At 74.3% G+C, this 12,381-nt stretch carries 10 protein-coding genes; 5 read left to right on the forward strand and 5 right to left on the reverse strand.

Going from position 1 to position 12,381, the window contains the following annotated elements:
- Positions 1–185 precede the first annotated feature (185 nt).
- From GA0074696_RS14800 to GA0074696_RS14820, 5 genes are all read left to right on the forward strand, one after another.
- Entirely contained in the window at positions 186–3,107 is a 2,922-nt protein-coding gene (locus tag GA0074696_RS14800) for a helix-turn-helix transcriptional regulator (RefSeq protein ID WP_088961645.1), read from the forward strand.
- 115 nt (positions 3,108–3,222) lie between these two features.
- Positions 3,223–3,993: a DUF5995 family protein gene (locus GA0074696_RS14805; RefSeq protein ID WP_088961646.1), complete on the forward strand. Its 771-nt coding sequence runs from the start codon at positions 3,223–3,225 to the stop codon at positions 3,991–3,993.
- Positions 3,994–4,066: 73 nt separating this feature from the next.
- On the forward strand, positions 4,067–4,816 hold the full coding sequence (locus GA0074696_RS14810; protein ID WP_088961647.1) for a phosphotransferase: 750 nt from the start codon (positions 4,067–4,069) through the stop codon (positions 4,814–4,816).
- Between the two features lie 40 nt (positions 4,817–4,856).
- Positions 4,857–5,249, forward strand: coding sequence for a hypothetical protein (locus tag GA0074696_RS14815; protein WP_088961648.1), 393 nt, complete (start codon positions 4,857–4,859; stop codon positions 5,247–5,249).
- A gap of 242 nt (positions 5,250–5,491) precedes the next feature.
- Entirely contained in the window at positions 5,492–7,465 is a 1,974-nt protein-coding gene (locus GA0074696_RS14820) for an APC family permease (protein WP_088961649.1), read from the forward strand.
- Positions 7,466–7,498: 33 nt separating this feature from the next.
- Here the strand turns inward: GA0074696_RS14820 and GA0074696_RS14825 are convergent, their stop codons facing one another.
- The 5 genes from GA0074696_RS14825 to GA0074696_RS14845 all read right to left on the reverse strand — a co-directional run bounded on the left by GA0074696_RS14825 (position 7,499) and on the right by GA0074696_RS14845 (position 12,305).
- Positions 7,499–8,458: a TIGR03557 family F420-dependent LLM class oxidoreductase gene (locus GA0074696_RS14825; protein ID WP_088961650.1), complete on the reverse strand. Its 960-nt coding sequence runs from the start codon at positions 8,456–8,458 to the stop codon at positions 7,499–7,501.
- Between the two features lie 178 nt (positions 8,459–8,636).
- On the reverse strand, positions 8,637–8,843 hold the full coding sequence (locus tag GA0074696_RS14830) for a hypothetical protein (RefSeq protein ID WP_088961651.1): 207 nt from the start codon (positions 8,841–8,843) through the stop codon (positions 8,637–8,639).
- A gap of 102 nt (positions 8,844–8,945) precedes the next feature.
- Entirely contained in the window at positions 8,946–10,151 is a 1,206-nt protein-coding gene (locus tag GA0074696_RS14835; protein ID WP_088961652.1) for a low temperature requirement protein A, read from the reverse strand.
- A 578-nt stretch (positions 10,152–10,729) separates the two neighbouring features.
- Positions 10,730–11,716 carry a hypothetical protein gene (locus GA0074696_RS32420; protein WP_088961653.1) on the reverse strand — a complete coding sequence of 329 codons (987 nt, stop codon included), beginning with the start codon at positions 11,714–11,716 and terminating at the stop codon, positions 10,730–10,732.
- Positions 11,717–11,957: 241 nt separating this feature from the next.
- On the reverse strand, positions 11,958–12,305 hold the full coding sequence (locus tag GA0074696_RS14845; RefSeq protein WP_088961654.1) for a TcmI family type II polyketide cyclase: 348 nt from the start codon (positions 12,303–12,305) through the stop codon (positions 11,958–11,960).
- Positions 12,306–12,381 lie beyond the last annotated feature (76 nt).

A 12,381-nucleotide genomic window follows, 5' to 3' on the forward strand; every position in this document is an offset into this window, starting at 1 on the left:
CCACCTTTCCCCCCAGCAGCGGTGCCTTACGACATCCGGACACTGTCACCACCGGGCCGTCGGGGGATCTGCAGAACGACGTATGTCGGCCGGTCGCAACCTTTAGTCGCAATGTCGACGCGAGGAGTACCACAGCGGGATCTAGCCCGTAGAACGGTGCGGGGACCTGTGACTAGGCTGCGGACATGGCCAGCGATGTGGACAATGCGCCGCTCGTCGGCCGTGCCGACCAGCTGACGGCGCTGCGTTCCGCGCTGCTCGACGAACTCGGGCCCGGGCAGACGGCGGCGGTCTTCGTCAGCGGTGAGAGCGGGGTGGGCAAGACCCGGCTGCTGCACGAGGTCGGAGCACGGCTGCGCGACGCGGGAGCCGTCGTGCTGACCGGCACCTGCCTGGACATCGGCGACGCCTCGCCGCTGCACCCGGTGATCCAGGCGCTGCGCCGCTTCGACGCCGAGCTGACCGCCACCCAGGCGCGGACCTCGTCGGCCGTACGCGGCCTGCTGCGGACGTTCGCCGAGGAGACGGCGACGGCCGACGGCGGCGCGCTGCTGGAGCGGGTGTCCCGCGGGCTGAGCCTGATCGCCGAGGGCCGTCCCCTGGTGCTGGTCCTCGACGACCTGCAGTGGGTCGACCGGAGCACCCGGCAGCTGCTGCTCTACCTCCTCGCCGGCCTGGGCGACCTGCAGCTCTCCGTGCTCGCCGCGGTGCGGGCCGAGTCGTTGCAGGGCGCCCACCCGCTGCGCCGGGTGCTCACCGAGCTGCGCCGGCTGCGCTCGGTCCGGGTGGTCGACCTGGCCCCGCTGGACCGCGCGGACACCGACCGGCTGGTCGCCGCGATCGTCGGCGCGCCGCCGACCCCGGAGGCCGCCGAGCAGGTCTGGCAGCGCAGCGGCGGCAACCCCTTCGTGGTCGAGGAACTCGCGCGCGACCTGCGCGACGGCCGCGACGGGCTCTCCGACACGCTGCGCGAGATCTTCCTGTCCCGGGTCGACGCGCTGCCCCAGCACGCGCACGCGGTGGTGCACGCCGTGGCCGCCGGGGTGGAGCCGGTGGAGCACTGGCTGCTGGCGGAGGTGCTCGGCCTGCCCGAGCAGGAGCTGATCGAGGCGGTCCGCGCCGCGGTGGCGCACCGGCTGCTGGTCGGCGCCGACGACGGCTACCGGCTCCGGCACCGCCTGGTCGCCGAGGTGCTCGCCCACGAGCTGCTGCCCGCCGAGCGCTCCGCCCTGCACCGGCGCTACGCCGAGGCGCTCACCCGGGCGCCGGCGGAGCTGCACCAGGCCCGGCTGGCGCACCACTGGCGGTTGGCCGGCGAGCCCGGCCGGGCGTTGCCGGCGGCGATGGCCGCGGCCCGCGAGGCCGAGCGGCTGCACGGTTTCGCCGAGGCGCACCGGCACTGGTCGGTGGCGTTGCAGCTGGCCGACACCCCGCCCGCCGGGCCGACGGAGGCGGCGCCGGTGGAGGTCGACCGGGAAACGCTGCTGGAGCACGCGGCCGAGACCGCCCACCAGTGCGGCGAGCACGCCCGGGCGCTCTCCCTGCTGGCCGAGCTGGCCGGTGGCGACGACGCCGAGCCGTCCTGCGCGCTGCGCATCCGGCGGGCCCGCTACCTCGCCGCCGCCGGGCGCTCCGCCCCCGCCGAGGCCGAGTACCAGCGCGTGCTGGAGGCCGCCGACTGCACCTCCCGGGAACGGGCCACCGCCGCCGCCCACCTCGCCGAGCTGCTGCTGCACCTGGGCCGGTACGCCGACGCCGGCGCCCGGGCCCGGGAGGCGTTGGCGCTGGCGGCCGAGGTCGACGGCAGCACCACCGAGGTGGTGCTGGCCAGCTCGGCGCTCGGCTTCAGCGAGGCGTTCCTGGAGGACCCGGACGCCGGCCTGGCCGTGGTGCGGCGGGCGCTGGAGATCGCCGAGCGGGCCGGCCGGCCCGAGGACGTGGCGTGCGCGTACCTGCACCTGGCGGAGCTGTTGACCGGGCCGCTGAACATCCTCGAGGAGGGGGTGGTGGTGGCCCGCCGGGGCGCCGAGCGGGTCGCCGAGCTGGGCCTGGGCCGCACCTACGAGACCCGGCTGTTGGCCATCGCCACCAACGGGCTGTTCCGGGTGGGGCAGTGGGCCGAGGCGGAGAAGGTCGTCGCGGCGGCGCTGCGGCACCGTCCGTCCGGCGCGGACGCCGTCGAGCTGCTGCTGGCCCGGTGCCGCCTCTCCGTCGGCTACGGCGACGTGGAGGCCTCCGACCGCGACCTGGAGGCGGTGGCCACGGTGCTGGCCGGTGGCGGGGCGCGGCACGTGCTGCCGATGCTGATCCTGCGGGCCGGGCTGGCGATGTGGCAGGGCCGGCCCGACGTGGCCCGGCAGGCGGTGCAGCGCGGCCTCACCGAGAGCCGCTCGGACGACGTGGTGCTGCTGGCCACCCTCGCCTGGCACGGCCTGCGCGCCGAGGCGGAGGCGCACGCCAGCCGGACGGTGCCGGTCGACGAGACCGTGGTCCGGCGGCTGCGCGAGGTGGTCGACCGGGTGGCCCGCAAGAGCGCCCACGCCGCCCGGCCGGTACGCCTGGGCGCGGAGGGCTTCCTGGTGCTCTGCACGGCCGAGCTGAGTCGGCTCGACGGGCGGGGCGACCCCGACCTGTGGGCCCGGTCGGCCGCCGAGTGGGACCGGCGCAACCACCCGTACCCGGCGGCGTATTCGCGGCTGCGGCAGGCCGAGGCGCTGTTCGCCCGACGCAGCCGCAGCGCGACCGCGGCCAAGCTGCTGCGCCGGGCGTACGAGATGGCGCAGGGGCTGGGCGCGGTGCCGCTGACCAGCGAGATCAAGACCCTCGCCGGGCGGGCCCGGGTGGAGCTGGAGGAGCGCGTCCAGCCGGCCGGCGGCCCGGGGGCGACCGGCAGCGAGCCGGTCAGCGACGAGTTGGCGGTGCTGACCGCCCGGGAGCGCGAGGTGCTCGCCGCGGTGGCCGAGGGGTTGACCAACAAGGAGATCGGCCAGCGGTTGTTCATCAGCGAGCGGACCATCGGGGTGCACGTCTCGCACATCTTCGACAAGCTCCAGGTGCGCACCCGGGTCCAGGCCAGCGCGATTTACCTGCGGAACCGCGCCGACTGACGCACACCGAGCCGAGACGAATACGTCGTTCTACTGATCCCGTACGTCGGTGTCGCTGCAAGGCTGTCCAGCGACGCCGACGGCACGGGGGTGCCCCGACCACTGTGGAGGAGACATGACGGAACCGGTCTGGGGCCCGGTCCACGCCGACATCGTCGGGCTGCTGGCGGACCATCCGGGTGACGTGCCGGCGGTGGTGGACCACCTCACCAAGCTCCAGGACCTGCTGGTGCGGCTGCCTCCGCTGGAGCGCAGCTGCCCGTTGGCCGACTTCAACGAGCTGTACCTGACCATCACCACCAGCGTGCTGGAGGGGCTGTACGACGACTTCTTCGCCGACCCGGTCTTCCTGTCCCGGCTCGACGTGGAGTTCGCCACCCGCTACTTCGACGCGCTGCGGCTGTGGTCGGAGTCCAGCCCGACCACCCCGAAGGCCTGGTCGTGCCTGTTCAAGCGGATGAGCGGCCCGGACGCCCGGCCGCTGCCGTCGGCGGCGGCGGGGGTGAACGCGCACATCAACTTCGACCTGCCGTTCGCTCTGGTGACGACCTTCGACCACCTGGAGTCCGAGCCGGTCGACGGTAGCGAGCAGCACCGCGACTATCTCAAGATCAACGACATCTTCGCCGACAAGATCCCCTCGTTGCGGCGCGGCTACCTGGAGCGGTGGCAGCTGCTGATCGACATGCTCAACGGGGACGTCGACGACTGGTACCAGGGCGAACTGGTGGAATACACCCGGGACGTGGCCTGGCGCAACGCCCAGAGGATCTGGCGGTGCCGGCACGACCCGCACGCCCGCGACTGCGAGCGCACGCGGCTGGACGACAACGCCGCGGCACTCGGCCGGCTACTGCTGTCGCCGCTGGGGGCGTTCCTGCAGTAGCCGGGGACGGGGGGTCCCCGCGCTCCGGGAAACCGGGGCGCGGGGACGCGTCCCCGCCGGGCAGGATGGCCGGATGCCGCTGACCGAACAGCCCCTGCCCGGCAACGTCACCACCGGCGTGGTCCGGGTCGGCGACACGGTGCGCCGACCGGTCGGCCCGTGGACGGACAGCGTCGACGCGCTGCTGGCACACCTGCACGCGGTGGGCTTCACCGGCGCGCCCCGGCCGCTGGGCCGCGACGCGCGGGGCCGCCAGGTGCTGGAGTACGTGCCGGGGGAGTGCGGGCCGGAGGCCGGGACGTACCCGCCGGCGGAGCTGGCGTCGATCGGCCGCCTGCTGGCCGACCTGCACGACGCGGTGGCGGGGTTCGTGCCCCCGGAGCCGGCCGGCTGGCGGGTGGCCATCGCCCCGGACGGCACCGACCTCGTCTGCCACCACGACGCCGCGCCCTGGAACCTGGTCCGCGCCGACCGCGGCTGGGTGCTGATCGACTGGGACGGCGCCGGCCCCGGCACCCGGCGCTGGGAGTTGGCGTACGCCGCGCAGGCCATGGCGGGGATGCGGCCGGACCGGCCGGTCGCCGAGTCCGCGCGCCGGCTGCGCGCCCTGGTCGACGGGTACGGCCTGGCCGGCGCGGACCGCCCGGCGCTGGCCGCCACCCTGGGCCGCCGGGCCCGGGCGATGTACGCGCTGCTGCGCGACGGCGCCCGCGACGGGGTGCAGCCCTGGGCCCGGATCTTCACCGTCGACGGCCCCTACTGGCGGGCCACCGCCGCGCACCTGGACGCGCACGTCGAGGACTGGACCCGCGCGCTGGAGTGAGCCGGGGTGTCGGCCGGCCGGCACCGGGTACGCGCGGGTCATGACCGTGCACCGCTCCGCGTTCCGCTTCGACCCCGCCTTCCGGGCCCCGCTGGCGCTGCTCGGCGTCCGCCCGGAGACCTCCTGGGTGCTCGTCGACGACGAGGCGCTCGAGATCCGGTACGGACCGTGGCGGCTGCGCACCTCCCGGGCCAACGTCACCGGGGCGGAGCTCGGCGGGCCGTACCGGTGGTGGCGGGCGATCGGGCCGCACCTGTCGTTCGCCGACGGCGGGGTCACCTTCGGCAGCAGCACCGCCGCCGGGGTGTGTGTGCGGTTCGCCGAGCCCGTCGCGGCCCTGGCGCCGGGACCGTGGCCGCGCCACCCCGGCGCTACGGTCACCGTCTCCGACCCGGCGGCCCTGCGCGACGCCCTGCGGACGCCGCCCGGCTGAGGCGAGCGCCGCGCGGTCGGCGCCCGCGATGATCTCCCGGCTTGCCGGTTCCGCCGAGCGGTGCCGTGGGTACCGCCTACGGTCGGTGCAGGACCGTAGAGAGTGGGACGGGCATGGTGGACGGGCGGGACGGGGCGACGCCACGGCGTACCCGGGGGCGGCGTGGCACGCCGGCGGCTCTTGGGCCCGAGGCGCGGGCGGCCCGCGATCCGCTCCAGGGGGAGCGCACCCGGTCCGGGTCGGTGACGGTCCCGGAGTGCGTGGAGAGCCACGCCCGCCCCCGCCCGGTCGCCGACCCGCTGCGGCGCTGGCTCTTCACCCACCAGGTGCAGCCCGTCGGCCCCGAGGCGGAGGAGGGTACGCAGAAGCGCCACCCCTGGTGGCAGGTGATGTGCCTGACCGGCGTCGACTACTTCTCCACCCTGTCGTACCTGCCCGGCATCGCGGCGCTGGCGGCCGGGGCGCTCTCCCCGCTGGCCACCCTGCTGATCGTGGCGCTGACCCTGTTCGGGATGCTGCCGATGTACCGGCGGGTGGCCCGGGAGAGCCCGCACGGGCAGGGCTCGGTGGCGATGCTGGAACGGCTGCTGCCGTTCTGGCGCGGCAAGATCTTCGTCCTGGTGCTGCTCGGCTTCGTCGCCACCTCGTGGATCATCACGATCACCCTCTCCGCCGCCGACGCGACGGTCCACCTGCTGGAGAACCCGTACCTGCCGGCGTCCTTCCCGGACGGCACGGCCGCCGCCGTGGTGGTGACCGTGGTGCTGCTGCTGGTCCTGGGCGCGGTGTTCCTGTTGGGGTTCAGCGAGGCGGTCACCGTGGCCATCCCGCTGGTCGCGGTCTTCCTCGGGCTCAACGCGGTGATCGTCGTGGCCGGGCTGGCCGAGGTGGCCGCGAGCCCGTCCCTGGTGGGCGACTGGACGCAGGCGCTGACCGCCGGCGGCACCGGTCTCGGCGACCTGCTCGGGCCCGCGGTGCTGGCCTTCCCGCTGCTGGTGCTGGGCCTGTCCGGTTTCGAGACCGGGGTCAGCATGATGCCGCTGGTGAAGGGGGCGGGGGCGGACTCCGGGCAGCGCCTGGAGGCGCGGATCCACAACACCCGCAAGCTGCTCACCGCCGCCTCGCTGATCATGTCGGTGTACCTGATCGCCACCACGTTCGTCACCACGGTGCTGATCCCGGCGGAGGAGTTCCGGCCGGGCGGCGCCGCCAACGGACGGGCCCTGGCCTGGCTGGCCCACGAACACCTCGGCGAGGGGTTCGGCACCGTCTACGACATCAGCAGCGTGCTGATCCTCTGGTTCGCCGGCGCCTCGGCGATGGCCGGCCTGATCAACATCGTGCCGCGCTACCTGCCGTCGTACGGGATGGCGCCGGAGTGGGGCCGGGCGGTCCGGCCGGTGGTCATCGTCTACACGTTGATCAGCATCGCCATCACGGTCGCCTTCCGGGCGGACGTCAACGCCCAGGCCGGCGCGTACGCCACCGGGATCCTGGCGATGATGGTCTCCGGCGCGGTGGCGGTGACCATCGCGGCGGTACGGGCCCACCACCGGATCGCCGGGGCCGGCTTCGGCCTGCTCACCGCCGTCCTGCTCTACGCCCTCACCGAGAACGTGATCGAGAAGCCGGATGGCCTCGCCATCTCGGCCCTGTTCATCGCCGGGATCATCGCCGTCTCGCTGATCTCCCGGGTGTCCCGCACCACCGAGCTGCGGGCGGAGCGGATCGAGTTCGACCCGGCCGCCCGGCGGTTCATCGCCGACTCACTGACCCACGACGGCCGGCTGCACCTGATCGCCAACAAGCGCGACAGCGGGGCGCTCAAGGAGTACCGGGTCAAGGAGCGGGCGCAGCGCGGCATGAACCCGGTGCCCGGCGCGGCCGACGTGCTCTTCCTGGAGATCGACGTGGTGGACCCCTCCCAGTTCAGCCAGGTGCTACGGGTGTACGGCGTGGAGGTCGGCGGCTACCGGGTGCTGCGGGCCAGCAGCCCCGCCGTCCCGAACGCCATCGCCGCCATCCTGCTCGCCCTGCGCGACGGCACCGGCGTACGCCCGCACGCACACTTCGAGTGGTCCGAGGGCAACCCGCTCGCCCACCTGCTGCGCTACCTCATCCTCGGTCGGGGCGACACGCCGCCGGTGGTCCGGGAGATCATCCGCAAGAGTGAGCCGGACCCGTCGCGCCGGCCCGGCATCCACGTCGGCGGCTGAGCGCACCCCCGGGTCATGGGCCCGGGCCGCGGCTCAGCCCAGTGACCGCAGCCGCCCGGCCAGGTCGCCGGCGAAGAAGTCGAGGAAGCCGTCCGGGTCGGGGCCGGCGTTCTGCAGGACGATGTGGTCGTAGCCGGCGTCGACGAACGCCTTGACCGCCGCCACGTGCACCTGCGGATCCGGGCCGACGGCGAACTGGCGCCGGATGTGGTGGTCCTCCACCCAGGAGGTCGCCGCGTCGAAGTTCACCGGGTTGGGCAGCTCGCTCATCACCTTCCACCCGGTGATCGCCCAGCGGCTGGTCTCCCACGCGGCCCGCACCGCCTGTTCCTCGTCGCCGGCCCAGGCGAGCGGCACCTCGGCGTAGCGGGGTCCGGCGCCGCCGGCCGCCCGGTAGTGCTCGACGATGGACGACTTCGGCTCGGTGGCGAACAGGCCGTCGCCCAGCTCGGCCGCCATGCTGGCCGAGGACCTGCCGCTGGCCGCCACGGCGATCACCGGCGGGGTGTCCGGCAGGTCGAAGACCCGGGCGTCCTCCAGCTGGAGGTACCTGCCCTCGTACGACTGGTAGCCGCCCTGCCAGAGCAGGCGGATGATCTCCAGCGCCTCGCGCAGCCGCTCGTGCCGCCCCCGCACGCTCGGGAAGCCCTGCCCGACCACGTGCTCGTTGAGGCGTTCCCCCGCGCCGACGCCGAGGGTGAACCGGCCGTCGGAGATCAGCGCCATGGTCGCCGCGGCCTGCGCGATGATCGCCGGGTGGTACCGCAGGGTGGGGCAGGTGACCCCGGTCGCCAGGCCCAGCCCGCTCGTCTTCGCGGCGATCGCGCCCAGCACGCTCCAGGTGAAGGACGAGTGGCCCTGCACGTCGAGCCAGGGGTGGAAGTGGTCGCTCATCTCCACGAAGTCGAAGCCGGCCTGCTCGGCGCGGACCGCCTGGCGGATGATCTCCTGCGGGCCGTAACCCTCCGAGGCCAGCTTGTAGCCGATCTGCATGCCGCGTCTCCGTCCCGTCGGGCGCTGGGCCGCTGCCCTTCCCGACCCGTCCGCCGGCAAACGCCCCCCTCGACCCAGCCTCCTAGGATGCCGTAGGGGCGGTGACGGACGTGATCGGGAGCGGACACGAAACGGCCCGCGCCCCGGGGGTGCGGGCGCGGGCCAGGCGTCGGCGGACCTACTTGGACGGCTCGGGCAGCTTGCAGTCGACCTTCGGGTTGGCGCCGATGTAGTTCAGCGGCCCGGCCACGATGGTCACCAGGATCGTGCCGGCCTCGGCGCAGTTGGTGTCGTCGTTGCTGTAGTAGCCGCGCTGCCCGGCGGCGATCGCGCCGATGAGCAACCAGATGACGACGAGAACTCCGAAAATCGACGTGCCGCGCATGGGGTGCCTCCAGAGTCGTGGTGGGTCGAGGTGACGCACCTGTACCCAGAGGCGACGAGCGGATAAACGACATCCGGAACGGTCACCGGCGTACCGGCCGGATCAGTGTGGCGGGGAAGGGGTCTCCGGCGGCTTGCCCCGGCTGCGCAGGGTGTCCGCGACGGCCACACCCGCGAGCACCGCCATCGCGCCCGCGGCGGCGAAGAGCGGCGGCAGGAAGAGCACCGCCGGGGCGAGCGTCAGCAGCGCCAGCAACCCACCGGTGCGCGAGGCCGAGACCCGGCTGAACACCTCGTACTCGAAGGCGGACCGGCCGACCAGGAAGAGCGCCGGCCCGCCGAGGATGACCGCCGCCCACGACGGCGGGGTGTGCCCCAGCGGCTCGTGCAGCACCAGTTCGAAGCCGGCCGCCGTGGTCACCACCCCGGCCACCAGCGCCAGGTGGGTGTACGGCGCGGTCAGCAGGAACCTGCTCGGTGCCTTCGCCGCCTGGATCGCGTGCGGCAGCAGCTCACCCGAGCGGTGCACGTAGATCCGCCAGAGCAGCAGGGTGGTGGCGAAGGCGATGGCGAACGCGCCGATGTTCTCCGCCTCCGAGTGCTCGAGGCTGAACATGGTGCCGATGACCAGGATGGCGTCGCCGAGCGCGATGATGAAGAACTGCTGGAAGCGCTCCGACAGGTGCTCGGCGGTGACGTTGCGCTGCCGGTCGGGGATCATCCCCAGCCCCGGCACGGGGTACGCCAGCCGGAAGCCGCCGTAGTCGATGGCGAGGGCCAGCGCCCAGAACGCCTCCCGGGCGTGCCCGCTCACCGTGGCGCCGATGATCCAGGGGACCGCGGAGACGCCGAACCAGATGAAGATCCGTGCCGCCCGGCGCTGGGTGGGCCGGTGTCCGCGTACCGTGGGCATGAGGAACAGGCCCCGGCCGAGGTGGATCGCCACGTAGGTGCCGGCGAATACCATGCCCCGGTCGGTGAAGGCGTGCGGGATTGCCGTGGTCATCAGCAGCGCGCCGAACATCACCGCCGTGATCAGCAGCTTGATCTCCCGGCGCTGCGGGTCGTACATGTCGGTGACCAGCGTGGTGATCGCCCAGGTCCACCAGATCGCCATCAGGATGATCAGGGACTGGCCGGCGTGCTGCCAGGTCAGGTCCGTGACCAGGCCATTGGAGATGAGGGCGAGCGCGACGACGTAGACCAGGTCGAAGAAGAGCTCCAGCAGGGTCACCCGGCGGGGACCCTCGGGGTCACGCAACGGCACGCCGGCCTGCCGGGCGGGCGGCTCCGGCATGGCTGGCTGCACGTGTTGCTCCTGCGTACCGGGTCGTCGGCGCGGCGGGCCGCCGTCGGCCCCCTCACCGACCGTAGCGACGGCCGCCGGGCGACGTGTCCGGTTCGGCGCTTTCCCGGCGAATCCCGGTTGCCCGGCCGGGGCCGGCCAGGCCAGCCTGGACCGGATGGACGCGCACCCCGCCCCCCGCCGGGCGAGCGGCGCCGCTGCCGCGCATCGACGTCGCGCTGGTGCGCCGCCTGGTCGCGGGCCAGTTCCCGCACTGGGCCGACCTGCCGGTCCGCCCGGTGGCGGCGGGCGGCTGGGACAACCGGACCCTCCACCTCGGCGACGAGATGATCTCGCGGCCTGCACCGGATCGACGCCACCTCCGGTCCGGTCGCCGGCGAGCACAGCGACGGGCGCGGGGGCCACTTCGGACGTACGACGCGCAGACCCGGTCCGCGATCGCCGGACCGGGTGACCGGGTTGCGGGGGATCTGGTCACCGGGATCTGGGAGCTGGCGCCGCGCCCCGGGTCGGTGACGGTCCGGGGGAAACGGTGTGGGCCGGTGTCCGCGCCGAGGCGCGGCCACCGGCCCACGTGGTGCTCAGGCCTGGTCGGCCGGCTCCGGCAGCACCGCACCGGCCTCGGTGCCGGCACCGGTCAGCAGCTTCGCCTGCTGCGGCCAGGTCGCCAGGCTCGGCGCGGCACGCAGCCCGGCGGCCCGGATGGTCTCGCGCAGCGCCGGCTCGTCCAGCTCGGCCAGCTGGCGGTAGGTGCGGATCCCCGCCGCCTGCAACGCGGCGGCCATCTTCGGGCCGACGCCCTGAATCCGACGGAAGTCGTCCGGGGCCTCGACGTCCGGCGTGGCCACGACGTCCACGGCGGCCGTCGCCGGCTCGTCGGACGCGACCGGCGCCTCGTCATCCAGTGCGCGGCGGGGAGCGGGGATCGCCGGGCTGGCCGGCTCCGCGGCCTCCACCTCGGCCGGGGCGACGGCCTCGACCTCGGCCGGGGCGACGGCCTCCACCTCGGCCGGGGCGACGGCCTCGACCGGTGCGGCGGGGGCGACGGCCTCGGCGTCGGCCTCGTGCGCGGTGGCGGTGGTGTCGGGGGCAGTTTGCGCGACACCGACCGGCTCCACCGTCCGCTCCTCGTCGGCCTCGGCGGCGACGTCGGTCCGGTCCTCGCCCACGTCGAGCACGTCGGTGCCTTCGGCCGCCACGTCGACCGGGCCGGCGACGGTGTCCGACGCGGCGCTGTCGTCATCGGCGGTCAGCGGGGTGTGGCTGGCGGCCAGGGACGCGGCGGCGGGCGGGGCGTCGAGGTCGTGCGGGGTGGGCGCGTCGATCGCGGCGGCGGGCGCCGGCGCGACGTCGACGGTGGCCGCCGGCTGGGGGGTGTCGACGGTGGCGGTCACCGTGGCGGCGGCCTTCTCCTCCTCGGAGAGCCCGACGACCGGGTCACCCTCCACCATGGGCTCCGGCCGCTCGGCGGTCGCCGCGGCCTGCCGGCCGCGGGCCACCCAGCCCCCGGCTCCGCCCAGCACCAGGGCCAGGATCACGATCAGCCACTGCCCGAAAGTCGACGGCACGGCAAACCTCCCTCTTGCATATGTCGGTGAAAGTCACGAAGAAAACTCGCCGGCAGCTTCGCACACGCGTATGGCGGACGACAGGGAGGATGGGTCATCGCGACGCAGGTGGGATGCACGGTGTCGGCGGGTGGCGGCAGCATGACCGACGGTACGGAAAGCGGGCGGACCCGGCCGGGCCGCGACGAGGTGCCGTCGTCCGACCCGGCCGGTGGCTCGGTCCTCTTCGGCGTCCGCCCGCTCACCCGGCCGGGCGCGGCGCCGGGACGTCGGCGGCGTCCCAGCGGTAGAAGCAACCGGCGATGGCGTCCCGAGGGGAATGCCAGGTCGGCAGGTACGGCGAGGTGTGCGCGGAGAGTCGCTCGTTGACCTGGAGGTACAGCGGGTGGTTGCGGGCGCCGGCCAGCGCGTCCGGGTCCACGTCCGCCGTCTCCATCAGGTGGACGCACAGGTCGTGCAGGCAGTACAGGGACCGGTGCCGGACGCCGGTCAGGGCGGGCAGTTCGGTGGCGTCGGATTCGGCGAAGATCTGCGCCACCCGGCCCTCCGAGCCCGGGAGGATCCTGCTGACGATCAGTAGACGGCTCATGGGACCCCTCTCGCCGGTGGCGCTCCGTCGAGGTCGGAGCCCACGGACTGCTGTGCGGCCCACCCTGCCGGGACGG

This window comes from Micromonospora purpureochromogenes (genome assembly GCF_900091515.1).
GTDB classification, from domain to species: Bacteria; Actinomycetota; Actinomycetes; order Mycobacteriales; family Micromonosporaceae; genus Micromonospora; species Micromonospora purpureochromogenes.